Below are 25,355 nucleotides of genomic sequence, written 5' to 3'. Positions count from 1 at the left end.
GGCAATGAAAACGTCAGGTAATCGCATTGGGATCAATCAGCGAATAAAGCTTTTTATCATGGATCCGCTGTGAAATTTTGTACTGATTTTGTTCATAAATAACGAACTTGCCGATACGGATCGCTTCACGGGAATCCCTGTTAGCAAAATGGTCGTAAACACCGCCGGGATATTTCCCCTTCAGGCCACGGTTAGACCATTTATTCATTTTCATTTTCCACTCAAGAGAATAATGCGCCAGAGGGCAGACGATCTTTGCCCACGGATCGCAAATCAGTGCGTTCTCAAGGATTTTGCCGTTGTTATGTACAGGCTGGGTGCCGACTAATACCAGGCAATGGTCGACCGGACGCGTAATGAAGATGCTGATCACTTTTAATGGCGTACCGGCGAGCCTTTCCCATTTTTGAATGTTTTCACTGATATAACAAAATGCGACGCGGGCATTTTCGCCGCAGTTGCCCGCATTTTCTTTCCCGTTGCGATAATCTTCTTCAACTTTCCGGTAAAGCTGCTGGGAGGAAAGATTGAGCTTTCGCAGACCCCGCACCATGGCACCCCGATCCCTGTCGCCGCCCAGTGAATGCAGCCGGTATTTTTTAGGATCCGACATCATCAGACCATCAATCATTCTTTTATCCGGATAAAACTTATTGGCAGATTTCAGCGACAGTCGTGAACGCGTAAACAGCATGGCTTCGGTAAGCTTGGGTAAGAGTAATTTCTGGAAACGTTTATTATCCATAACGCTATTTTTCCTTTAAAACCTGATTCAGCAATGGACTATTTGAGCACTCTTTATTGCCGTTATAAAGGAAATGACTTCTTAAGAAATACTGGATCTGCTGAGACCCTCCGCGCCGGAGCAACCTGGATATAATACGGCGCTCAGTCAGAAAACATAATTTGATCTAAAACAATTTTAAGCGATTTGCTCACCCGCCGCAGTTTCCGTCCCCGTATAATTTGCGGCCAATTATTTGCCGCCGAACGAAGACCTTACTATGCCAGTCAGTCTGATCCAACCCGATCGCACCCTGTTTTCTTACCCACGTTACTGGGCCGAATGCTACGGCACTGCGCCGTTTTTCCCGATGACCCGGGAGGAAATGGAACAGCTTGGCTGGGACAGTTGTGATGTGATCGTGGTGAGCGGCGATGCGTATGTTGACCATCCGAGTTTCGGCATGGCGATCATCGGCCGCATGCTGGAAGCGCAGGGATTCCGCGTCGGGATCATCGCGCAGCCGGACTGGACCAGCAAAGAAGATTTCATGAGGCTCGGGAAGCCGAATCTGTTTTACGGCGTGACTGCCGGCAATATGGATTCGATGATCAACCGTTATACCGCCGACCGGAAGCTGCGTCATGACGATGCCTATACGCCGGGTAACGTGGGTGGAAAACGTCCAGATCGCGCGACGCTGGTCTACACGCAGCGCTGTAAAGAAGCCTACAGCGATGTACCGGTTTTGCTCGGCGGTATCGAAGCCAGCCTGCGACGTATTGCACATTACGATTACTGGTCCGATACCGTGCGGCGCTCGGTACTGGTGGATTCCAAAGCTGACATGCTGATTTATGGCAACGGCGAAAGGCCGCTGGTGGAAGTGGCGCACCGTCTGGCGGCGGGCGAATCTATCACTGATATTCACGATGTGCGTAACACTGCCGTGATGCGCAAAACGGCGCTTATCGGCTGGAGCGGTGTGGATTCCACGCGGCTCGATAAGCCGGGGCGGATTGAACCGATCATGAACCCGTATGGCGAAGATCTGCCGTGCTCGGAAGGAGAGTTGCCTGCGCCGGATGCGCCGCAACCGGTAACGGTGCGCGCGCCAAAGCCGAAACCGTGGGAGAAAACCTACGTTCTGTTGCCGTCATTTGAAAAAGTGAAGGCTGATAAAGTGCTTTACGCGCATACCTCGCGCATTTTGCATCACGAAACCAATCCTGGCTGTGCGCGTGCCCTGATGCAAAAACACGGTGACCGCTATGTGTGGATCAACCCACCGGCGATCCCGCTGTCGACCGAAGAAATGGACGAAGTGTTTGGCCTGCCGTTCCAGCGCGTACCGCACCCGTCTTACGGCAAAGCGACAATTCCGGCATATGACATGATCCGTTTCTCGATCAATATTATGCGTGGCTGTTACGGCGGTTGTGCGTTTTGTTCGATCACCGAGCATGAAGGGCGGATCATTCAGAGCCGCTCGGAAGCGTCGATCGTCCGCGAAATAGAAGAGATCCGCGACAATGTACCGGGATTCACCGGCGTGATTTCCGATCTGGGTGGCCCGACCGCCAACATGTATATGCTGCGCTGTCAGTCGCCGAAAGCGGAACAAAGTTGCCGCCGTGCGTCCTGTGTGTATCCGGAAATCTGTACGCACATGGACACTAACCATGAACCGACGATCAACCTTTACCGCCGTACGCGCAGCCTGAAGGGCATCAAGAAAATACTGATCGCCTCGGGCGTACGTTACGATCTGGCGGTAGAAGATCCGCGTTATATCAAAGAGCTGGCCGAACATCACGTGGGGGGATATCTGAAGATCGCGCCGGAACATACTGAAGCCGGACCGCTGTCCAAAATGATGAAGCCTGGAATGGGCAGTTATTACCGCTTCAAGGAGCTGTTTGACAGCTATTCCAAACAGGCCGGAAAAGAGCAATATCTGATCCCGTACTTTATCTCCGCACATCCGGGGACACGTACTGAAGACATGATCAACCTGGCGCTGTGGCTGAAGAAAAATCGCTTCCGGCTGGATCAGGTGCAGAACTTTTATCCGTCGCCGCTCGCCAGCGCCACCACCATGTATTACAGCGGCAAGAATCCGCTCGGTAAAGTGGATTATAAAAGTGAAGACGTCGTGGTGCCGAAAGGCGATCGTCAGCGGCGGTTGCATAAAGCCTTGCTGCGCTATCACGATCCGGTGAACTGGCCGGTGATCCGCGAGGCGCTGACCGCGATGGGCATGCGCCGTCTGATTGGCATCCGGCCTGATTGCCTGGTGCCGCCGGACGGTTTTGATCCGAAGTTTGCGGCGTCAGTTTCAGGCAAAGCGAAACCGGCCACCACGCGTTTTACCGCCTCAAAAGCGCAAAATCCGTCTGCCGGAAAAGGAAAACCCGCTGGTCAGCGGGTTAATCGAGGTAAAAGACCGGTTTAAGATCGTTACTGACCGGGCTGTTATCGGCATTGGCAGGCATTACGTCTGCCATATGCTTCCACCATTTCTGGCAGATTTCCGTTTTTGCTACCGCGTTCCATCTTTCTTCTGATTCTATTTCCACATAGCCAAACAGCAGATTACGTTTTTCATCAAGAAAAATGCTGTAGTGATGCGCGCCGTGGGCTTTCAGGGTTTCCGCCAGCTCCGGCCAGATTGGCGAATGACGGCGCTGATATTCATCGTGTGCATTCGCATTAACCTGCATCACGAAGGATTTACGGATCATGTTTTTCTCCGGTTAGATTTACTCCCCCCCTTCGCAGGGGGAGGAGTAAAGAAATCACAACTGTTTTCTCCCGCTTCGCAGGGGAGGCGCTTAAAAAACTACATTGCTTTCAGATACAACTCGCGCACTTCTTCACGAGTTGCGGTGCGCGGATTGCACGGTGCGCACGGGTCAGCCAGCGCTTTATCCAGCCATCCTTCGATATCGCTTTCCTTAATCCCCAGCTCTTTGAAACCGGAAGGAATACCCACGCGGGTGGACAATTTTCGGATAGCGTCAATGGCCGCAATACTGGCCTGTGTTTCGCTGATACCTTGCGTATGTACGCCCATCGCGCGGGCGATATCGGCAAAGCGGTGAGGTGCACTGGCGCGGTTAAACTCTTCGACAACCGGCAGCAAGATGGCATTACAGACGCCGTGCGGCAGATTATGTGTCGCGCCCGGCTGATGCGCCAGTGCGTGAACCAGCCCCAAGCCTGCGCTGTTAAATGCCATACCGGCCAGATATTGTCCCTGCGCCATTTTCTCGCGGGCTTCAATATCATCGCCGTGATCGACTGCTTTTGGCAGCCATTGCGTGATAGTTGAAATCGCGGCGAGCGCGGTCGGATCGGTCAGAGGATGTGCGCCGACAGAAACATAGGCTTCGATAGCGTGGGTTAGCGCATCCATGCCGGTAGCAGCGGTGACACTGGCCGGGATTTTGAGCATAACCGCCGGGTCGTCCACTGCAATATCCGGGATCAGATTGGCGTCGATGATCACTTCTTTCACCTGACGCTGGCTGTCGATGATCACCGCATTGCTGGTGAGTTCTGCGGCTGTGCCCGCTGTGGTATTAATCGCCACCAGGAAGACACCCGGTTTGGTAACTTTGCCGACACCGGAATACATTGTGGCGGGCCCCGGATTGGCGGTCAGAATTTTGATGCCTTTTGCGGTATCAATCGGGCTGCCGCCGCCGAAAGCGATCAGGTAATCGCACTGGTTTTCCTGATACAAACGGAAACCTTCATCAACGTGAGCAGAGGTTGGATTGGGTACCACGCCGCCGTAAATAGCGTAAGGCAGTCCGGCCTGTTTAAGTGCGGAGAATAAACTGTCGAGCAGACCCAGTTCGATTAACTGGCCATCGGTAACGATAAGCGCTTTGCCGTGTTGCTTAGTCGCCAGCATCGCAACCATATCTTCGATTGCGCCCTGACCGTGGAGGCTGATTTTAGGAAGTGCCAACATGAAACTCATAAAAATTCCCTCTATAGAGTAAGTAAAATAGGTGTCCTGTTGTGCGCTGCTCCGCGGTCTTTGCCATTTCCTGCTACGGGAAACATCCACTGTTCCCCGTGCAGGATTTATGAAGTCTGGAGCATAAAGTGCCTGATCAGGCTTTCAGTGCGGCCTCAAAAGGCGTGACGTCAAAACGTTTGCCAAGCGCAATCAGTTCATCGGTCTGGATGGTTTGTTTCATTCCACCCATAGAAATCACTTTCACCAGGATCTCCGCCGATTTTTCAGCAGTGTCGATCAGGCCAAAAGCGTCATCCAGCGTCGGGCCGCAACCGAAGATACCGTGGAATGCCCACAACACCAGGCTGTGATGTTGCATCCGGTCGGAAGTGGCTGCGCCGATACCATCGGTACCCGGCACCATCCACGGTACAATCCCCACGCCGTCGGGGAAGACCACCAGACATTCGGTGCTGCATTCCCACAACTTGCGGGTGATCTTGGCGCTGTCGAGCTCAAGCACGTACGTCAGTGCGATCAGGTTGGTCGCATGGCAATGCATGATCACGCGATCCTGACCGTTGGTGACACGTTTACGCACAGCGTGAGATTGCAGATGTGAGGCCAGTTCAGAGGTTGGCAGACCGCCGGCGGTCAGACCCCACAGGATTTTGTAGCTGGCGCCTTTGTCATCAAGCTGAATAACGGTCAGCGCTTCTGACGGGGCTAATTGCACGTTACGGAAAAACTTACCGGAACCGGTCACGATGAAGTATTCGTTGGCCAGATCAGGCGCATGCTGAGTCAGTTCAACCTGGCGCGGCTGGTCGTAAAAATCATTTTTATAAGGTGCGACGTCTTCCGGTAACAGGCGCATGCTGACGTTGCCGCCGTTACGTTCATCCCAGCCTTTCAGCCACATATCGGTGGTCGCTTTGACCATGCCTTGCACAAACCACGAGCTAAATAATGTTTTCATCGGTTCTTTCCTGCGAATAAGGTGAATGCGTTTCTGTTGCGTTCGGCGGCAATTAACGTTTTGCCAGCACGCTGGTTTCGTAATGACGGACGGTATCCAGCCACTGACCGCCAACCGGTACATCGTGACGCTGACAATACATGTCCCACACGGCCTGCCATGGCAGGGATTTTTGTTCTTCCAGCAGAGCCAGACGTGCGGTGTAATCGCCTTCGGCTTCCAGTTTTTTCAGTAAATCGGTCGGTTCGAGCAGGGCTTTCAGCAGGGCTTTTTTCATGTTGCGGGTGCCGATAACCCAGGCAGCGATGCGGTTGATCGAGGCATCGAAGAAATCCAGACCGATATGAACGCGGTTGAACAGGTCATGGCGCACGATTTCGCTGGCGATGGCCTGCGTTTCGTCGTCCAGCAGAACTACGTGGTCACTGTCCCAGCGTACCGGACGGCTGACGTGCAGCAGCAGGCGCGGCACATACAGCATCGCAGCAGAAATTTTGTCGGAGATCACTTCAGTCGGGTGGAAGTGGCCGGCATCGAGGCACAGCGCAGTGCCGCGGCTGGCAGCGTAACCGAGATAGAATTCGTTTGAGCCGACGGTGTAGCTTTCAGAACCGATGCCGAACAGTTTGCTTTCAACGGCATCGATGTGTTCGGTGATATCAAACTTCTCAGAAATCACTTCATCAAGTGCGCTCATCAGGCGCTGGCGCGGTGCCAGACGATCGACGGTGATGTCTTTCATGCCATCCGGCACCCAGATATTCATCACTGACGGCGTGCCCAGTGCGCGGCCAAATGAGGCAGAGACACGGCGGCTGGCCTGACAATGTTCAATCCAGAACTGGCGAATTTCCGGGTTTGCGTGTGACAGCGTGAAGCCGTCGGCGCTCAGCGGGTGTGAGAAACAAGACGGGTTGAAGTCCAGACCCAGCTTGTTTTTCTTCGCCCAGTCAACCCAGCCGGTGAAGTGCTTAGGTTCAATCTCATTACGGGCAACGGGCTTATCGGACTCCAGATAAATCGCATGCAGATTCAGCCGGTTAGGGCCAGGGATCATGGAGATCGCCAGTTCTAAGTCAGCACGAAGCTGCTGAGCGTTGCGCGCTTTGCCGGGATAATTACCGGTCGCCTGAATACCGCCGGTCAGGTTGCCCTCAGGGTTTTCGAAGCCAGCGACATCATCCCCCTGCCAGCAATGGATAGAAACGGGCAGGGTATCAAGTTGTTTGATTGCAGCTTCGGCATCAATACCCAACTGTGCAAAGCGTTCTTTGGCAAGTGTCCATGCTTGATCGATAGATGAAGTCATACTGCGAGTTCCTCATTGACGTGACAGAGCGCCTGAAAACGGCGCCAGTGAATAGCGAAATCCGCGTGAATACGTGGAATGTAGTGGTGTTGCTCAAAATTCGTGGCAACAATGCGACGAAATTCAGCGGTATCTTTGACGGCGTTTAACGCCATCAGCTGGCAGCCGATATTGCCAAGCGTTGAAGCTTCCACCGGGCCTGCGCTGACGCTGACCTGACAGACATCAGCACAAAGCTGATTCAGGAACTGGTTCTGACTGCCGCCGCCAACGATGTGGATATCTTCCAGCGGTGTCCCTTGTAAATCAGCAAGTTGCAAGGCGATTTTGCGATACAACATGGCAAGGCTGTCGAAAATACAACGCGCCAGTTCAGCTGGCGACTCTGGCACCGGATCACCCGCCTGACGACAGGCATCGCGAATGGCATCCACCATAGAGGGGGGATTGATAAAACGATCTTCGTTCGGGTTAATCAGATAAGTGAACGGCGTGACGTTTTTAGCCAGCGTGATTAATGACGGTAAATCCTGGATGTTCAGTTCGCGGCAAACCCGCTGGAACAGCCATAAGCCCATGATATTGCGCAACACCCGATAGCTGCCGTCGATACCGCCTTCGTTGGTGATATTGTCGTGGAGTGCCTGGGCATGGTTAAAAGCGTGCGGGCTTTCAATGCCCATCAGCGACCAGGTGCCGGAACTGAGATAGGCGCTGTGTGAACTGGTCAGCGGGGCGGCAACCACCGCGCTGGCGGTATCGTGCGTTGCGACGCTGAATACCGGTACGCTGCGTCCGCGAGGGCTTTTCCACAGTCCCGGGGAGTTACCCGGCTGTGTAGGTTTTTGCAACCAGCGGCGCGGCACACCTGCAAGTTTCAGCAAATCTTCATCCCAGTCACCGGTGGCGAGATTGAGCATCTGTGTGGTGCTGGCGTTGGTGTATTCCCAGTTCAGTTTTCCGGTGAGGCGGTAAAGGAAATAATCCGGGATCATCAGCATGTGGGCTGCTTTACTGACGATTTCAGGCTGTTGTTCGCTCAGCGCGCGCAACTGGTAAAGTGTGTTAAACGGCATGAACTGAATGCCGGTTTTCTGGTACAAATTCTCGCGGCCAAACTGCTGTTCCATCCGCGCCATCACGCCTTCCGTGCGGTTGTCACGATAAGCAACCGGCAAGCCGACCCGCTGCCCCTGTGCATCAAGCAGGACATAATCCACTCCCCAGGTATCAATCCCGATACCGTCAAGCTGAACGCCGGACGCGTCGAGGCGATTCAGCCCTTCAAGTATGTGTTTCTCCAGCGCATCAAGGTCCCAGGTATCGTGGCCATCAACGCGGATCAGGTTATTAGGAAAACGGTGGATTTCTTTCAGTGTCAGCGTCGCTGCCGGATCGGGATCCTGACGGGTAAACGTCGCCAGCATCACCCGGCCGCTGGAAGCGCCGAGGTCAATAGCGGCAAGATGGTGTGTTCTCATAGCGGCCATTCCTTATTGAATATGTGGCCAGTGTAGGGGAGGTGCCTGAGGGACACCTTCCGGTGATTGCCACCGGTTTTGGCGGGATGGCAGCATTAAAAAGGTAGATGCGAGGCAGATCACATAACGGTTCAAAGCTGACTGAAACAGGGTTTTGCCGCGCCGGAGTAAACCGGAATACGCGATTGTGATCTTTGCCGCAGATCTGCATCACGACAGGCTGAATCTTTGAAATATGACCGTTTATGGCGCTTTTATTGCCGTGGTTTGAAGGCAAAACCGCAGGGCGCAGGGTAGGGTTGGTTCCCGAAGCACAAGGATTTTGAACCGGAGGTGATACATGACGTTACTGAGAGGTGATGATTATTTTGCGGCACCTGAGCTGACTGTGACGGTTGAGCGGCGGCTTCCGCAAGATGTATTCCCGGAGCACTACCATGATTTCCACGAAATTATGCTGGTGGAAAGCGGATCGGGTGTGCATATCTTCAATGACAACCCTTATACACTGACGGCCGGTACGGTCTGTTTCGTGCGCGCCAGCGATCATCATCTGTTTGAAAATGTGGATAACCTGCGGCTGACCAATGTGCTGTTCCGCTCGCCGAAGGCGTTCCGGTTCATTCAGGACGTCGGCCACTTCCTTCCTCAGGAACATCACTATCAGTCACAGGTCCACTGGCAGCTCAGTCCGTGCGTGCTTCAGCAGGTACTGAACTGCATCACCCAGCTTGCAGCGTTGCCTGACAGTGTTGAAATGGAACACATCGCGACCCGTGAAAGTCTGTTTTTACAACTGCTGATCCTGCTTTATCAGGACTGTTTCCAGTCACAATTGCGAGATACCTCGGAAAACAGGGTCAATCAACTTTTGCAATGGCTCCAGTCGCATTACAGTGAGGACGTCAACTGGACCGAGGCTGCAGAACGTTTTTCGCTGGCGCTGAGAACATTACATCGTCAGATGAAGCATTACACCGGCATGACGCCACAGCGGTATCTCAACCGACTGAGGTTGCTGGAGGCGCGCCGTCGTTTACATCATAGCGATCAAAGTATTACCGACATCGCCTATGCCTGCGGCTTCAGTGACAGTAACCACTTCTCGACACAGTTTCGTCGGGAGTTTTCGGTGTCGCCAAAACTCATGCGTGATCAGTTGCGTTAAACGGCACCTCTCGCGGTTTCCGGTATTCTTACCTGAGAACTGCCTCGTTTATTTTGTCGTCAAACGGGTTTGAGATTGCATCTATGTCATTGAAATTGAATAAAAATGACTTCTTCCTGACCAAAATGAATTCGGTCGTGGTGGCTGAACGTCACCCGCAGGCCGACTTTCCGAGTCATGACCATGATTTTGATGAACTGGTCATTGTCTGGCGTGGTAATGGTCTGCATGTCTGGAACGACATCCCTTATCCCATCACCTGTGGTGACTTGTTTTATATTAATTCGCGGGACCGGCATAGCTATGAGTCAGTCAACGAACTGGCACTGGATAATGTGCTGTTTTGCCGTGAGCGTTTCGGGCTGGCAGCCGACTGGTCGCAATTATTACCGGGCGAAAATGTCAGCCAGGAACAACGTTACTGGCGTTTAAGTACGCTTGGCATGGCGGTTTTGCGCGATAAAGTGGATGAGCTTGCTAAAGAGTGTATGAAATCGGAGCCGCTTTCGATCCAGCTGAGTGAAGCCCTGTTGATGCAACTGGCACTGTTGTTACTGCGTTTTCGTCAGCGGCCGGACAGTGGCGCGTTACCGGATGCGCATCAGCTGGATCTATTGCTGATGGCTCTGCGGGCAAATATCTCCGCTCCCTTCCATCTTGAAACGTTTTGTCTGCAACATCAGCTCAATCCGCGTGCTTTACGTTCGCTGTTCAAGCAGTACACCGGCATGAGCGTGACCCATTATTTACGTCAGTTGAGGCTTTGCCGGGCGATGAGTTTGCTGCGCTACGGCAACATGACGATCAGTGACGTGGCCGCTGAATGCGGCTTTGATGACAGTAACTATTTTTCTGTGGTGTTCAGTCGTGCAAGTGGTGTTTCGCCGCGGGACTACCGGCAGCGTTTTACACAGCAGACCGGCAAAATCCTTTTATCCTCAACGACAGCAGAATAAGTTCTGCTGTCGTTGAGAAACGTAACGCTTACAGTGCCATACCCAGACCGACAATATTCGCCGCCAGAATAATCACCAGCGCACCGATACAAAGAACGCGTACTGGTTTTTTGCCTACCCCGAGCCATTCTTTCAGCACCAGACCGACGATGCCTCCGCACAATACGTAGAAACTCATATGCAGCATCCAGCTCATGTAATCATATTCTGCAGGGATGCTGGCATGGCCCCAGGCGTAGAAGAAGAACTGCAGATACCACATCACGCCGCCAATAATGGAAAAGACCGCATTGGTGAGCAGCAGGGATTTCGCTACCGACATATCGGCGCGCAAAGAGATTGTTTTACGTGTTGCCAGGCGGATAAAGCAGAAACCGAGGTTAACGACTGCACCGCCGCCCATAATCACCACATAACTTGGCAGGGCGACGTACAACGGATCAATCCCGAGTTCGCGTGCTGCTTCGTGCATTGGCACCGCAGCGCTCATGGCGAAAGACATCCCTGCGGAGAAAATCCCGCACATTACAGCCAGAATCAGCCCTTTTCGCAGATTGAACTCTTCAGCTTTAATGCCCAATGCTTTTTCTTTCAGGAAACCCGCATAGCTGACAATTGCCACACCGATGACCGCAACAAATACGCCGAGCAGGGTAAGCTGGCCACCTGTTGTGCCAAACAGCATGCCAATTTTGCCCTGTAAAACAGGCGTCATCAGCGTCCCGATAATCAGGGTAATGCCGATGGCGATGCCAATCCCCATCGACATACCGAGGTAGCGCATGGTCAGGCCGTAGTTGATGTTACCGATGCCCCACATGGCGCCAAACAGGAAAATGGGCAGCAGGGTCGCAAAACTGAATGAACCATAATAGGCCCAGAAATCAGGCAACAGCACGTAGCTGACCGCCCACGGTAAAATGATCCAGGAAAAGAAGCCGCCAAGCGACCACATGGTTTCCCATGACCAATGTTTAACTTGTTTGAATGGCGCATAGAAGCAAGCTGCGCTGGCTGCTCCTATCAGATGCCAGATAATCCCTAACACTATCGAACTGTTCATACACTGGACCTTTTATTATGTAGAGTGATGAGATAAACAAAAGCGCTGCTGTTAACTGATCCTTCAGAAACATGAGCAGCGGGTGGCGGTAGTGTAAGAAGTGTCCGGTAGTGGAGCCTTCCGGTCAGTGCCACAGAGAAATCAGCGCTGGCACTCGCCGGAAGATGAACATGAGTCAGTTCACAAATCCAGTAAGAGAATTAATAATTACATTAAATCAACAAACTAGGACATTTTTAGAGACTTTTTAGAGACAAAGGGATTGTGGTTGCAGAAGAGGTCGATAGCGGGTGGGAAATGGACTCAAGACGTCTTTTAGGATTATTTTTATCTGTGCTTATTTCGTGGTGAAGCGGACGTGTGCAGGCATATTTAAGTAGATTTAAAAAGTTGAAAAGTAACAGGGAGTAGTAACATTCATTATAGTAAACAAGTTTCTTTACTTTCAGCCAGAACCATTAATCTGGCTGAAAGTTGAATGATTATGCAGTGAAAATGAATGACGGCTTTCTTTATGACGAACCGGTAAAACGCTGAACATTGTTCGCAAAAATTAATAACAATAAGTGTGTTGTTATTAATACTATATATAAATCATCGTCAGGCTATTTTTTCTTCCACGGCTTGCTGTATCTCCTTGGTCTCTTCCCAGGCATAAAATATTTTATTACGGCCGCTGTTTTTTGCGTTATAGAGTGAGGCATCGGCTTTACCTAAAGTCTTAATAAAGTCACCGTCCTCCAGCGCAGCCAGCCCGGCACTTACCGTGACGTGGGTGGAGACCTCAACATTAAACAAATGCGGGATATTCAGCCCGAGGACTTTATTCTGGATACGCTCTGCCATGCGAACCGCGTGTTCCTGTTTAACGTTGGACATCAGTACCAGGAACTCTTCTCCGCCATAACGGACAACCACATCCCGCGAGCGCACTGCATCGCGGATAGCGGCAGAGACACGCACCAATGCCTGATCGCCCATCGTGTGGCCATAGTTGTCGTTATAGGCTTTGAAATGGTCGATATCGAGCAGCATAACGTAGTGCCCTGAATCCTGATTGAACAGCGTTTCCAGCTTATTCTGCAAACCCCGGCGGTTGTAAAGGCCGGTCAGCGGATCGAGCATACTCAGGTCGCTGAATTTTTCCCGTTCGCTGTAGAGATTGGACACCATTCTGCGCGTAAATTCATCGCTGCGTTTGAGCATCAGATGATGCAGCCACAGGCCAATCAGCGGCAATGACACGGTAAATAAGATGCGCTCGACATGTTGGAAATCGTCTAAGAAGATGACGCAAAGAGTAGAAGGTACTGCATGCAGGCAAAAAGCCAGAAAATTATCTGATAAAGCGATGGCACTGATAAAGAATATACTGAGCAAGCTGACTAAAAGATAATTTTTATCCAGATGGCCGATTTCTTCAAAGCGTAAGGTTATTTGCCAGGCCCATAACAGCCCGACGGCGACTGAACACATATTAAGATGGGCAGAGTAATTTTTCTTACTGAAAAAAGAAAATATCAGCCCTGAAAAACAAAGCACAAAAATCAGCACCAACGGAAATGGCGTAGAGACTGCATTCTCTGGCGGGTAAGCCATAGAAAATAATGCAGTTGCACTATTTAAAAAAAAGAATAGCAACATCGCCAGCCGATGTTTGCTTTTAAGCAGCTCATCATAGGAATGAGATATCATCAAATTTACTCTATTTAGCGTGTGTTGTTCTGAATAGATAAAGTGTCTTATCGCCCTATACCGCGTAATTATTCCATGCAGGAAGGCTAATAGTTCTAATATGTAATTATTAGAACGCAATAAATGTTGTTTTTATAGTGACTGTCTTAATTGAGGCTGTACTAATGTGGTTTAACTGCCACAAAACTAACACTTTTGCGGTCAGGTGTCACCCAAACGAAGGGTGGGACTGTAAATAGGTGGTAAATGAGAAAAAATCCTATATGATATTAGTTCTCATTACCATCATTTGGAGCAAGGTTATGATACCAGCAATGGCCATTGCATGTGGCATCTGGGCGGTTGTGTGGATGTTTGGCAAACGTCTTACCAGCGGTTGGGGCGTATTATTGCCTTGCGCACTGATGCCGCTGCTTGCCCTGACGCATATGTCGCTCGATCAGTTACGCGTGCTGATAGTCGTTGCAATGCTGATCACGCTGGGCATGCTGTTCCACCGTACGTTGCGACACTATATGTTGCTGCCATCATTTATGGCGCTGGCAGGAAGTCTGGCTGCGGTAACGTTGAATTTTAGTTTGTTGTAGTAAAAGGATTTTTTTAAGATGAAAAACAGGAAACACAGTAAAGCTGCGGGTCTTTTCTATTTTTTGAAACTGAAAGAAGTATTGCAGGGAGGAAAAACTGAGGAACAGAATCACGTGGTGCGAAGAGAGGGACTTGAACCCTCACGTCCGTAAGGACACTAACACCTGAAGCTAGCGCGTCTACCAATTCCGCCACCTTCGCACAGATGATTTCTGCTTACTGCTGGATTCGATTTATATCACCGGAGTGGTGCGAAGGGAGGGACTCGAACCCTCACATCCAAAGGACACTAACACCTGAAGCTAGCGCGTCTACCAATTCCGCCACCATCGCGTACCGTGCCGTGCAATATAAATCTTGTGATTGTATTGGTGCGAAGGGAGGGACTCGAACCCTCACATCCAAAGGACACTAACACCTGAAGCTAGCGCGTCTACCAATTCCGCCACCATCGCGTTCCAATTGATTACTGTGTTGACGCATTCATCGGAATGTCATCAGCAAGTAACACAACCACGGGGGCGAATTCTAGAGATTTTCCCACAGGCGTCAATAGTTATTTCCCCCATTTCGGACGTTTGATGTAAAAAACAGCATATTCGTGGTGAATGGTTCAATGTCTCAGAACGTCGTCAGGTTAATCGATGGTTTAATCAACGATTTTTCCCATAATGAGGTTCTTACACACCGGGTCAGCAGGGCTGGAAAACAGCGCGATAAGCCAGTCCAGCAGCACGCGGATCCTCGGGGCCAGGAAGCGGCCGGGCGGATACATAATGTACAGCGGCATTGGCGGCGGGAGATGCTGATGCAGTACTTCCACCAGTTCGCCCTGTGCCAGTTCCTGCGTCATCGCCAGTTCCGAGGCCTGAATCAGCCCAAAACCCGCTTTTGCGGCGGCGACGTACGCATCGGCGCCGCTGACGGTCAGCGTGCTGGCAAGTTGTCGCTTTTCGATCTTTCCGTCTGTCACGAATTCCAGATGTGAATCTGCCCGCTGATGGGCAAAAAAATAGCCCACGGCGTGATGTGCGGTGAGATCTTCCGGTGTCTGCGGCGTACCAAATTTGGCTAAATATTCCGGCGATGCGCAGGTGATTTGTTTCAGGTCTGTCAGATGGCGCGACTGCAGATTGTCATCTTCCGAAGGCCATGCACGCACCACGCAATCCACCCCCTGATCGAGCAGATTGATGGCGTTGTCATTGGCACTGACACTCAGGGTTATCTGCGGATAGCGCTGGTAAAACGTCGGCAGCGCGGGGATCACCATCACGCGTGCCAGAGAATGCGGCATGTCGATGCGGACAATGCCAGCGGGCTGGTTTTTGTGATGCGCAAACAGGGCGTCAGATTCTTCCAGCGCTGAGATCAATTGCAGGCAGCGTTGATAATAGATTTTGCCTTCATCGGTGATTTTGACCTGCCGTGTCGTGCGCAGAAACAAGCGGACACCCAGTCGCTGTTCCAGACGTTTCAGGGTCGTACTGACCGTGGCGCGTGGCACATTAAGATCTTCCGCAGCCCGGCTGAAACTTTCCAGTTCGGCAATGCGGATGAAGATTTTCATCGCCTGAATTTGATCCATACTGTTCTCAATGATTGTTTGCGATTTATGAACAGTGTTGCACGTTTTCGCTGATTTATCTTTCCTGAAAGAACAACCAAACTTTATCCCGTTACTTCTCCTCTCTGTGTCATAAGGAAAATCCGATGAAACAACGTCAGCTGGGTAAAAAGGGTCCGATGGTGTCAGCGCTGGGGCTGGGTTGCATGGGCATGAGCGACTTCTATACCACCGGTCTGGATGATAAAGAATCGATGGCAACGCTGGAGCGTGCGCTGGAACTGGGCGTCACGATGCTGGATACCGCCGACATGTATGGCCCGCATACCAATGAAGAACTGCTGGGGCGTTTCCTGAAAGGGCGTCGCAATCAGGTTTTTTTAGCCACCAAATTCGGTATTGTGCGTGATCCGTCCCATCCGCAGGTGCGGGGTACAAACGGCCATCCGGACTATGTCCGCAAATCGGTAGAAGGCAGCCTGAAGCGTCTGGGGACCGACGTTATCGACCTCTATTATCAGCACCGTCCGGATCCGACGGTGCCGGTCGAAGAAACCATCGGCGCGCTCTCCGATCTGGTGCGGGAAGGCAAGATCCGTTATATCGGGCTGAGCGAAGTGCCTGTGAGCATTCTGGAACGGGCGCATAAAGTGCATCCGGTCACCGCGCTGCAAACCGAATATTCGCTCTGGTCACGTGATGTGGAAGCCGATATTTTACCGGCGTGTGAGCGTCTGGGGATTGGTTTTGTGCCTTACAGCCCGCTGGGTCGGGGTTTTCTGACCGGACAAATCCGTTCAGTGGACGATCTGGATTTGGATGATTACCGCCGCGACAGCCCGCGTTTTCAGGGGGACAACTTCGCGAAAAATCTGCAACTGGCGGAGAAAATCAGTGAACTGGCGCAGGAGAAAGGGGTGAAACCCTCGCAACTGGCGCTGGCGTGGGTATTATCGCAAAGCGATAACATAGTGCCGATCCCTGGCACCAAACATCGTCATTATCTTGAGGAAAACATCGCCGCGCTTGATGTCTCCCTGAGTGAAGCCGAAATCGCGGCGATCGAAGCAGTGTTTCCTTTCCGCGTGGCAGCGGGTGATCGCTACAACGCGGAACTGATGCGTTTCCTCAACGTCTGACTGATTAACGTTTTTTCTTTTTCAGATCGCGCGGCGGACGTCCACGTACGGCCCGGTACACTTTGAAGCGGCCGTTTTGTGCCAGCACTTCGTGGCTGCCAAAGGCGTCATCAAGCAGGGCGGCATAAGGCAGGAAGGCGTTCGCCACAATGCGCAGTTCGCCGCCGATGTTCAGATGGCTTACCGCACCACGGATCAATTGCTCCGCCGCTGTCAGACTGGTTTGCAGACCTTCATGGAATGGCGGGTTGGAGATGATCATATCGAAACGCCCGGCAATGTCGGAATAGACGTTGCTGGCAATGACTTCGCCCGGCAGATCGTTTGCCGCCAGTGTGGCGCGGCTGGCTTCGATAGCGGCCGCACTCACATCACTTAGCGTGATTTTCATCTTCGGCGAGTACATGGCCAGTACCGAGGCCAGTACCCCGGCACCACAGGCAACATCCAGCACTTTACCTTTAACCGGCTCTTCGAAACTATTGATCAGCAACAGACTTCCGCTGTCCAGACCTTCACGGCTGAATACACCCGGCAGGGTTTTTATGGTCACTTCTTCGACCATGTACTGATCCCACCAGCCGTCAGCATCAAACTCAGGCTGCTTTTCCAGACGGCCATGGTACAAACCGCAACGACGTGCACTGTCGACTTTACTCAGTTCGCACAGGCCTTCCAGCGTGGTTTCCCCGCTGCGAACGCCACTGCGGTTTTCACCGATGACAAACACATCAATGCCGACCGGTAAGTGTGACAGTAAGTTGAACAGCTGGAATTTCGCTTCCAGTTTGCTCTTTGGCCAGTAATAGACGAGCACATCACACGGCGCGATGAATTCAGCATCAGCAACTAAGCCAAACTGAACGTTATCTCCCAGCGCTTTGCTGAGCATCTGCCAGTGGTGATACATATTGGTGTGGACGCGAACTTCTTCGGCGTCAATTTCAGCTGGCAGGCTGTCTTGTAAGTCACCGGCGAACAGGACGCGGCGGCCTTCAAATTCTTCGCTATGGCGCAGTATGACTTCACTGGCCGGAGTTAATGCAGACATCAGGGTGAGGCTCCTCAGGAATGAACGCGGGATTATATACTCTTCGTCTCTGATTGAGTAATCGAGCTTTATTGGCGCATGTTCGATGTGTTTGCTAGCATAGCCGGGCTTTTCGCACTTCAACCGGCAGGGATCAGGCATGGCATCCAGACGAGATACATTATTACAACAGCTGGGCATTACCCAGTGGACGCTGCGCCGGCCTGCTGTATTACAAGGCGAAGTGGCAGTCAGTCTGCCCGCGGGAACTAAATTGCTGATCGTCGCCGCCGTTCCGCCAGCAGAAGATGATCCGCTGGTCAGCGATGTTTTGCGCAGCCTGACGCTAAAAGAATCAGAAGTTTACCGCCTGACGCCTGAACAGGTCACTATGTTACCTGAAGATACCCGCTGCAATATCTGGCGACTGGGGGTAAGCGAACCGCTGACTCTCACTGGCCCGCAGCTCTCCAGTCCGGCCCTGGCCGCACTCTATCAAGACGCCGGCGCCAAACGCGCGCTCTGGCAGCAGATCTGTGAAAATGAACAACATTTCTATCCTGACGCCCGCTGATCTTCCCCGCGCATTCGCCATCGAACAAGCCAGCCATGCCTTTCCGTGGACTGAAAATACGCTTGCCAGCAATCAGGGCGAACGCTATCTGAATCTCAAAATCATGCAGGGCGAAGTGATGGCTGGTTTTGCGATCACTCAAATTGTTCTCGACGAAGCCACACTGTTTAATATCGCTATCGATCCGGCTTTTCAGCGTCAGGGCTTAGGCCGTACGTTGCTGGAAGAAGTGATACAACAACTTGAACAGAAAGATGTTTTTACATTATGGCTTGAAGTTCGTGCCTCCAACGCCAAAGCGATCGCGCTCTATGAAAGTCTCGGTTTTAATGAACTTTCCATTCGCCGTAATTACTATCCCGCCGCACAAGGCCGCGAAGATGCCATCATGATGGCGCTGCCGCTGGGGTGATACCGTAACAACATCTCATTTACTGTAATTTATACTATTTACATCCAATTAGTTGTATTCCGCCAAAATTACAATTAAAAAGGTGTAATTCATTATATTTACAGTTAAAGAGTTGTAATTAGGATTATTTACAGCAAATTAAGTGTAAATTTTAATTATTACAATTAATGTGTTGTTAAATAACCCGAAAAACAGCTATTTTGTTGTAAGTAGTCTGTCAGGAGATAGCTAATGAGAACTCTCAATGAATTGCCGACCTTATTAAAACAAAGGCGCCGGCAGTTAGGGCTGAGCCAACAAGATATGCGTATGAGAACGGGTATGACTCAGCAGCAGTATCAGAAAATTGAAGCGGGTGCGGATCCCCGTCTTTCAACGTTACTGAGGATCCTGGAAGGCATGGAGCTGGAACTCATGTTGGTGCCGCGTCAGCGTGTACAAGAGATTAAAGAGCTGCTTGATTCGACAATTAGTAACGGTAACCGCCCATCTGAGCCGGAGCCAGAGAGTCTTAACAATGATTGGGATGACATCTTAAGTGATTTAAAGGAGTAAACATGGAGAAGCTGGTGGAGTCAGTCGAGGCTTTAGCACTGTATCTTGATGAGCAGTGTGTAGGGGTTTTAGCACATTATGCGGGCAGCCGAAATATCCTATCTTTTGCCCCGGAGTATCTTGAACTACCCATCAGTCAGCGTCCCGTTTTTACATTGACGCAAAAAGTGCGGGCAGAATATCTCAATAAGCCGCTTATCAGTTTTCACAAGCTTCCCCCGGTTCTTTCAAATTTGTTGTCAGAAGGCGCATTGCGAGAATGGATGGCGTTGACGTTGAAAGTCCATCATGACGATGAGTTCCCATTACTGGCCTATGCCGGTAATAACCTGCCCGGTGGGATAACCGCCGTGCCACTTAAGGGGGGCGAAATACCTGGCTGGGCGCTGACATCTCGTGGCGACAAACTGGAAGCCGTTCAAATTGATGTTTTGCATAGCACCGACAAATTTTCTCTGGCAGGTGTTCAGATGAAGTTCTCTGCATTACGACAAGATGGCCGTTTCAACGTGAGTACGGCTGTCGGGGGAGACAGTTGGATTATCAAAACTCCGTCAACGGCACATCGTGCAGTGCCTGAGAATGAATTTAGTGCGATGAAATTAGCGCAGGTAATCGGTGTCAATATCCCTGAGATTAAGCTTGTCGAGCTCCGAAATTTGGTCAATTTACCTGATATCCCTTTACCTGATGAGCCTTATGCTTACGCGATTCGTCGCTTTGACCGCACGGACGAAGGGCGCGTGCATACTGAGGATTTTGCACAGATTTTTCAGGTTTATGCGCGGAATAAATATAAGGGCTATAGCTACGACGATATTGGTCGTGCTCTTTATAGAGTCGGTGCAGGAGGAATCATCGATATTCAGCAGATGGCGCGCCGGATGTTGGCGAACATTTTAGTGGCGAATGGGGATGCCCATCTAAAAAACTGGACGGTGATCTACCCCAATCGAGTGGACGCTGTCCTTTCACCTGCCTATGACATTGTTTCTACCAAACCCTATGTTAAGAGGGAAGATGGTGTGGCTTTGAATATGGCAAAAGAAAAACGATGGAGTGTGATTAATATGCAGACCTTCAAGCGCTGGGCTGAAAGAATTGGTGTACCATGGTCTGCCGTTGAAGTGCATCTTGATGAAGCCATTGAAATTGCGCGTAAATGCTGGCCAGATTTGCTTACGGAGTTACCGATGCTTGAAGAACATAAAATAGTTCTGCAAGAACACTGGGCCGCACTTTCAACCGACTTCCGTTTCTAAAGCGCTCTCTTAGTCACACCACACAAAAAAACCATTGATTGCCCATCCCGTCTAAATCAGTGAAAATAGCCGGCTATAACTTTTATTACCGCTTTGCCTGACGTCACCTTCTGACGTGATGTGAATCCTATGCAGGGCGGACCAACCGCAGAAACGTGAAAAACATGTCTCCAAGTGAATACGCCCTTGAAGTGGCTAAGCGCCGCACATTTGCCATCATCTCTCACCCCGATGCCGGTAAAACGACCATTACCGAAAAGGTTCTGTTATTCGGACAGGCCATTCAAACAGCCGGGACTGTAAAAGGCCGTGGCTCCAGCCATCACGCCAAATCCGACTGGATGGAAATGGAAAAACAACGTGGTATTTCCATCACCACGTCCGTGATGCAGTTCCCGTACAAACAGTGTCTGGTTAATCTGCTCGACACCCCGGGGCACGAAGACTTCTCCGAAGATACCTACCGTACCCTGACTGCCGTTGACTGCTGTCTGATGGTTATCGACGCCGCAAAAGGTGTCGAGGATCGTACCCGTAAGCTGATGGAAGTGACCCGTCTGCGCGATACGCCGATCCTGACTTTTATGAACAAACTCGACCGCGATATCCGCGATCCGATGGAAGTAATGGACGAAGTGGAGCGCGAGCTGAAGATCGCTTGTTCTCCGATTACCTGGCCGATCGGCTGCGGTAAATTGTTCAAAGGGGTTTACCACCTTTATAAAGACGAAGTGTATCTGTATCAGACCGGTAAAGGTCACACCATCCAGGAAGTTCGCGTGGTCAAAGGCCTGAACAATCCGGAGCTGGATGTTGCCGTCGGCGAAGATCTGGCTGCGCAACTTCGTGACGAACTGGAACTGGTGCAGGGTGCATCACATGAATTCGATCACGAAGCTTTCCTGCAAGGTGAGCTGACGCCGGTATTCTTCGGTACCGCGCTCGGTAACTTTGGTGTCGACCATATGCTTGATGGTCTGGTGGACTGGGCTCCTGCGCCGATGCCACGTAAAACTGACCTGCGCGAAGTGAAAGCTGATGATGAGAAATTCACAGGTTTCGTGTTTAAAATTCAGGCCAACATGGACCCGAAACACCGTGACCGCGTGGCGTTTATGCGTGTGGTATCCGGCAAATATGAAAAAGGCATGAAGCTGCGTCAGGTGCGTACGGGTAAAGACGTCGTGATTTCCGATGCCCTGACCTTTATGGCCGGTGACCGTTCACACGTTGAAGAAGCCTATCCGGGCGACATCATCGGTCTGCACAACCACGGCACAATTCAGATTGGCGACACCTTTACTCAGGGTGAGAACATGAAGTTCACTGGCATTCCTAACTTTGCCCCTGAACTGTTCCGCCGTATCCGCCTGCGTGACCCGCTGAAACAGAAACAGTTGCTGAAAGGGCTGGTACAGCTTTCAGAAGAAGGCGCGGTACAGGTCTTCCGCCCAATCGCCAACAACGATTTGATTGTCGGAGCGGTCGGCGTGCTGCAGTTTGAAGTGGTCGTGGCGCGTCTGAAAAGCGAATACAACGTGGAAGCGATTTACGAATCGGTGAATGTCTCGACCGCCCGCTGGGTGGAGTGTAGCGACGTGAAGAAATTCGAAGAATTTAAACGCAAGAACGAAACCAACCTCGCGCTGGATGGCGGCGATAACTTAGCATATATCGCACCCACTATGGTGAACCTGAATCTGGCTTCAGAACGTTATCCTGAAGTGAAATTCCGTAAAACACGCGAACATTAATTCATTCCTGTTTCTGAAAAGGCGACTTTGATGTCGCCTTTTTTATTGTTTCTTAATTTTGTATTAATAAAACATATATTAATTTATTTTGTTAAGGCAGAGTACTTATTATATATTTGTATGCCTTTTGATGAAAAATATACCTGAATTATTAAATAGTCTTAATTTTAATTATTAGTGCGATTAGTTATGTTTAGATGAGTCCATTCCTTAATAGATATGCCATTATGTGCGGTGAATAAGTTACCTCATATTTATTTAATATGTTTTGGGGGTAATTAATATTTTTTGTTTATGAAATAGTAACAAAAGTCTTAATTTCACAGGAATTACAATAGGTTTTCTCGCGAAACATATATGTATTCTATGAATATCCCGCCATGGCAATGATATATATATAAGGAATGTAGTTATGAGAATGAATAAAATCACACAGATGCTCTGTGTTGCCGGTTTGACGATGGCTTCAGCCAGCGCTTTTGCCCTTGAAGCCTGGAACGGACAGGAAGGGGGTGACACCTTTGAAGTCATCTTTGACGGCAGTGTTTACTCAAATGCCTGGTGGGTCGGTGCGACAAACTGCCCGGGCACAGCGGAACAAGATCAAGGTGCCAACCCTTGGCGTAAGGTGCGCGACGCATCTGCGACTGAAATGAGCCAATATGGCAACCCGACCGTTTGTGAGATTGCCGGTGACGGCACGCAGAATAATTATGTCGATTATGACAGCAGCCGTGATTATTTAGCCGGTGATATTGTTCTGGCAAATGGCATGACATACAAAACGTCTAAACCAACGCCGGCTCACAGTTTCGCACCAGCAGAAAATAACCCGTGGGTAGTGTATGCACCGACGCCGGTCTGGAGCAGCAGTGCAACCTATAATCAGGGCGATAAAGTTCAGAAAGACGGAGTTATGTATGAAGCTCTGTTTTACACCATTAATAATGATCCGTCGCTGACGGCTAATCAGAACCCGGACGGAAATAATGGCCATCCGTGGAAACCTCTAGGTCCGGTTCAAATCTACTCTCAGGATCAAATTGATAACGCGCCAACGCTGAATATCGATACCTTATATCCTGCTAATTCATTAGTGAAATATAACGGCAAAAATTATCAGTCTTCTGTAATAGTTCAGAAAGTTAAACCTGACGATGTTTCACCGTGGGCTGTGTATATGGACTGGAGCGGCACGAAAGAGCGCGTGGGTACGCCGAAAAATCCGTGGCCTGCTCAGTTCTATGCGCCTTATGTCGATTTCACCTTAAATATGCAGCCTGACCTTGTCGGTCTGGCGAAAAACCAGAACGTTAACCACTTCACCATGGCCTTTATGGTCGCTAAAGATGCTAACACCTGTGTACCGACGTGGGGCACCGCTTACAGTGTTACCAACTACGCGCAATACAGCAAAATCAAAGCATTGCGTGAAGCAGGCGGCGATATCATGGTGTCGATCGGCGGCGCGAACAATGCGCCTCTGGCCGCAGCCTGTAATAACGTGAATGATCTGCAACAGCATTATTATGACATTGTCGAAAACCTGAACCTGCAGGTGCTTGACTTCGATATCGAAGGAAACTGGCTGGCTGATAAAGAATCTATTCAGCGCCGCAATGCCGCCGTCAAATTAGTACAGGATCGCTGGGCTGCCGAAGGCCGTCACATCGGTGTCTGGTATACCCTGCCTGTTCTGCCAACCGGTTTAACCCATGAAGGGATGGAAGTGTTGCAGGATGCCAAAGATCAGGGCGTCGTGCTGACCGGGATTAACGTGATGGCGATGGATTACGGCAACGTACAATGTCAGTCAGCCAACACTGAAGGTCAGAATATTCACGGTAAATGTGCCACTTCTGCCATCGATAATCTGTTCACTCAGGTGAAAGGTTTATACCCTGAGAAGCGCGCCGCACAGGTTTACGCCATGCTGGGGACAACGCCGATGATTGGCTATAACGATGTGCAGGGAGAAGTGTTCTATCTTTCCGATGCGCGTCTGGTTTATCAGCAGGCAAAAGATTATGGCCTGGGTATGATCGGTGCGTGGTCTGTGGCGCGTGATCAGCCGGGTGTTTCAGGGCAAGTTTCTGCGGAACACAGTGGTATGACGCCGGAACAGGCTCCGATGTACGCTTACAGCGAAATCTTTGCGCCAATCACCAGCGGTTCACCGGCACCGGTAGAAACCAATACGCCGCCGGTCGCTAATGCCGGTATTGCTCAGCAGGTTAATGGAACCGCTGTTATCACGCTTGACGGTTCAGCCAGCACCGATAAAGAAGGCGACACCCTGACGTATCAGTGGAAGCAAGTTTCCGGGCCAGCAGTGACGCTGCAAAACAGCGACGCGGCAAAAGCGACATTCAGCGTGGCGCAACCGGTGACCAATGCGGTGTATACCTTCTCGCTGACCGTGAGTGACGGCGAAGGCAGCACCACAGCGCAAACCAGCGTGAATGTGATTGATGCATCTAAGCCTGTTGCACCGTCCGTTACCCTTGAATCCACGTATACCGTGACTTCAGGTGAATCGCTGACGCTGACAGCAAAAGTGACAGATCCGGATACGCAGGCTGCTGATTTACATTATCAGTGGACTAATCCGGCTGGATTGCCAGTCGCACCGGCTCAGGGGGCAGCATCCAACACTGAAGTGATCAATGCACCACAAGTAACAGTTGATACGCGCTTTACTGTTGACGTGACCGTGACCGATAACACCGGTTTAACCGATACCGCAACGACCACGATTCTGGTGAAAGCCAAAACAGCGGCAGGGGATTATGAGTATGTTTATCCGCAAAGTAGTGAGAAATACGTCGCGGGAACCCGGGTATTAGGCAGTGATGGTGGCATCTATCAATGTAAGCCTTTCCCATACTCCGGTTGGTGTAGTCAGGCGGCCTGGGCGTATGCTCCTGCGACCGGCACTAACTGGCAGGATGCGTGGGATAAACAGTAATTTCACCACCGAAGACTGATTTATAACGCAATAATTTTCCAATGGCTCCTGTAAAGGGAGCCATTTTTTTATCTGATACCCTTCCGGATCTTACGCTTTGTTATCAATATGCCGATATTTTGCGCAAATTTTGGCGTAAACCTTCGGACTTGTCTGCA

21 protein-coding genes and 3 tRNA genes are annotated in these 25,355 nt (G+C 50.8%); 11 read left to right on the top strand and 13 right to left on the bottom strand.

The window, feature by feature from the left end; translation table 11 throughout:
* Window positions 1–13: 13 nt before the first annotated feature.
* Window positions 14–745, bottom strand: a complete 732-nt coding sequence (locus LC431_RS01775) for a hypothetical protein (protein ID WP_013577127.1) — start codon at window positions 743–745, stop codon at window positions 14–16.
* Window positions 746–1,004: 259 nt separating this feature from the next.
* Between LC431_RS01775 and LC431_RS01770 the strand changes: the two genes are divergently transcribed.
* The gene (locus tag LC431_RS01770) at window positions 1,005–3,179 is read left to right on the top strand and encodes a YgiQ family radical SAM protein (protein ID WP_223509189.1); all 2,175 of its coding nucleotides are present in this window, start codon (window positions 1,005–1,007) and stop codon (window positions 3,177–3,179) included.
* Here LC431_RS01770 and rhaM read toward each other — a convergent pair.
* From rhaM to rhaB, 5 genes are all read right to left on the bottom strand, one after another.
* A complete protein-coding gene (rhaM, locus tag LC431_RS01765) occupies window positions 3,154–3,468 on the bottom strand; it encodes an L-rhamnose mutarotase (RefSeq protein WP_013577125.1) in 315 nt (104 codons plus the stop codon). The two genes, LC431_RS01770 and rhaM, sit on opposite strands and share 26 nt — an antisense overlap.
* Window positions 3,469–3,566: 98 nt before the next feature.
* Window positions 3,567–4,715, bottom strand: a complete 1,149-nt coding sequence (gene fucO / locus LC431_RS01760) for a lactaldehyde reductase (protein WP_112198611.1) — start codon at window positions 4,713–4,715, stop codon at window positions 3,567–3,569.
* Window positions 4,716–4,851: 136 nt separating this feature from the next.
* On the bottom strand, window positions 4,852–5,676 hold the full coding sequence (gene rhaD, locus LC431_RS01755) for a rhamnulose-1-phosphate aldolase (RefSeq protein ID WP_013577123.1): 825 nt from the start codon (window positions 5,674–5,676) through the stop codon (window positions 4,852–4,854).
* A 52-nt stretch (window positions 5,677–5,728) separates the two neighbouring features.
* Window positions 5,729–6,985 carry an L-rhamnose isomerase gene (locus LC431_RS01750; protein WP_013577122.1) on the bottom strand — a complete coding sequence of 419 codons (1,257 nt, stop codon included), beginning with the start codon at window positions 6,983–6,985 and terminating at the stop codon, window positions 5,729–5,731.
* Window positions 6,982–8,466, bottom strand: coding sequence for a rhamnulokinase (gene rhaB, locus LC431_RS01745; RefSeq protein ID WP_013577121.1), 1,485 nt, complete (start codon window positions 8,464–8,466; stop codon window positions 6,982–6,984). The genes LC431_RS01750 and rhaB overlap by 4 nt, the downstream gene beginning before the upstream one ends.
* A 340-nt stretch (window positions 8,467–8,806) precedes the next feature.
* Here rhaB and rhaS point away from each other — a divergent pair, with 340 nt between their 5' ends.
* Both rhaS and rhaR read left to right on the top strand, forming a co-directional pair.
* Entirely contained in the window at window positions 8,807–9,634 is an 828-nt protein-coding gene (rhaS, locus tag LC431_RS01740; RefSeq protein ID WP_013577120.1) for an HTH-type transcriptional activator RhaS, read from the top strand.
* A gap of 83 nt (window positions 9,635–9,717) precedes the next feature.
* Entirely contained in the window at window positions 9,718–10,590 is an 873-nt protein-coding gene (rhaR, locus tag LC431_RS01735) for an HTH-type transcriptional activator RhaR (protein WP_013577119.1), read from the top strand.
* A gap of 28 nt (window positions 10,591–10,618) precedes the next feature.
* On the opposite strand, the gene rhaT is transcribed toward rhaR, so the two are convergent.
* Window positions 10,619–11,653 carry an L-rhamnose/proton symporter RhaT gene (gene rhaT / locus LC431_RS01730; protein ID WP_013577118.1) on the bottom strand — a complete coding sequence of 345 codons (1,035 nt, stop codon included), beginning with the start codon at window positions 11,651–11,653 and terminating at the stop codon, window positions 10,619–10,621.
* 600 nt (window positions 11,654–12,253) lie between these two features.
* Window positions 12,254–13,348: a GGDEF domain-containing protein gene (locus tag LC431_RS01725; protein ID WP_131638944.1), complete on the bottom strand. Its 1,095-nt coding sequence runs from the start codon at window positions 13,346–13,348 to the stop codon at window positions 12,254–12,256.
* 302 nt (window positions 13,349–13,650) lie between these two features.
* Between LC431_RS01725 and LC431_RS01720 the strand changes: the two genes are divergently transcribed.
* Window positions 13,651–13,935 carry a DUF1435 domain-containing protein gene (locus LC431_RS01720; RefSeq protein WP_013577116.1) on the top strand — a complete coding sequence of 95 codons (285 nt, stop codon included), beginning with the start codon at window positions 13,651–13,653 and terminating at the stop codon, window positions 13,933–13,935.
* 115 nt (window positions 13,936–14,050) lie between these two features.
* Here LC431_RS01720 and LC431_RS01715 read toward each other — a convergent pair.
* From LC431_RS01715 to LC431_RS01700, 4 genes are all read right to left on the bottom strand, one after another.
* Window positions 14,051–14,137: transfer RNA gene (locus tag LC431_RS01715), tRNA-Leu, on the bottom strand.
* A gap of 46 nt (window positions 14,138–14,183) precedes the next feature.
* Window positions 14,184–14,269: transfer RNA gene (locus LC431_RS01710), tRNA-Leu, on the bottom strand.
* Window positions 14,270–14,305: 36 nt separating this feature from the next.
* Window positions 14,306–14,391: transfer RNA gene (locus LC431_RS01705), tRNA-Leu, on the bottom strand.
* A 194-nt stretch (window positions 14,392–14,585) separates the two neighbouring features.
* The gene (locus tag LC431_RS01700) at window positions 14,586–15,524 is read right to left on the bottom strand and encodes a LysR family transcriptional regulator (protein ID WP_013577115.1); all 939 of its coding nucleotides are present in this window, start codon (window positions 15,522–15,524) and stop codon (window positions 14,586–14,588) included.
* Between the two features lie 125 nt (window positions 15,525–15,649).
* On the opposite strand from LC431_RS01700, the gene LC431_RS01695 reads away from it, so the two are divergent.
* Entirely contained in the window at window positions 15,650–16,642 is a 993-nt protein-coding gene (locus LC431_RS01695; protein WP_013577114.1) for an aldo/keto reductase, read from the top strand.
* 4 nt (window positions 16,643–16,646) lie between these two features.
* On the opposite strand, the gene rsmC is transcribed toward LC431_RS01695, so the two are convergent.
* Window positions 16,647–17,693 (bottom strand): 16S rRNA (guanine(1207)-N(2))-methyltransferase RsmC, encoded by a 1,047-nt coding sequence (gene rsmC, locus LC431_RS01690; RefSeq protein WP_013577113.1) that lies wholly within the window; start codon window positions 17,691–17,693, stop codon window positions 16,647–16,649.
* Between the two features lie 139 nt (window positions 17,694–17,832).
* On the opposite strand from rsmC, the gene LC431_RS01685 reads away from it, so the two are divergent.
* From LC431_RS01685 to LC431_RS01660, 6 genes are all read left to right on the top strand, one after another.
* Window positions 17,833–18,246, top strand: coding sequence for a DNA polymerase III subunit psi (locus LC431_RS01685; RefSeq protein WP_112197260.1), 414 nt, complete (start codon window positions 17,833–17,835; stop codon window positions 18,244–18,246).
* Window positions 18,215–18,658 carry a ribosomal protein S18-alanine N-acetyltransferase gene (rimI, locus tag LC431_RS01680; RefSeq protein WP_013577111.1) on the top strand — a complete coding sequence of 148 codons (444 nt, stop codon included), beginning with the start codon at window positions 18,215–18,217 and terminating at the stop codon, window positions 18,656–18,658. Before LC431_RS01685 ends, rimI begins: the two co-directional genes overlap by 32 nt.
* A 231-nt stretch (window positions 18,659–18,889) precedes the next feature.
* Entirely contained in the window at window positions 18,890–19,213 is a 324-nt protein-coding gene (locus tag LC431_RS01675; RefSeq protein WP_013577110.1) for a helix-turn-helix domain-containing protein, read from the top strand.
* Between the two features lie 2 nt (window positions 19,214–19,215).
* Entirely contained in the window at window positions 19,216–20,475 is a 1,260-nt protein-coding gene (locus LC431_RS01670; protein WP_013577109.1) for a type II toxin-antitoxin system HipA family toxin, read from the top strand.
* A gap of 164 nt (window positions 20,476–20,639) precedes the next feature.
* Complete coding sequence (gene prfC, locus LC431_RS01665) at window positions 20,640–22,229, top strand: peptide chain release factor 3 (protein ID WP_013577108.1); 1,590 nt, start codon at window positions 20,640–20,642, stop codon at window positions 22,227–22,229.
* 412 nt (window positions 22,230–22,641) lie between these two features.
* On the top strand, window positions 22,642–25,197 hold the full coding sequence (locus LC431_RS01660) for a glycosyl hydrolase family 18 protein (protein WP_305080290.1): 2,556 nt from the start codon (window positions 22,642–22,644) through the stop codon (window positions 25,195–25,197).
* Window positions 25,198–25,355: the final 158 nt, after the last annotated feature.

The organism is Rahnella sp. GSA61A (genome assembly GCF_019969905.1).
Classification (GTDB): Bacteria; Pseudomonadota; Gammaproteobacteria; order Enterobacterales; family Enterobacteriaceae; genus Rahnella; species Rahnella aceris.
The sequence above is the reverse complement of the archived record's forward strand: the minus strand, read 5'-3'. Positions and strand labels throughout refer to the sequence as shown.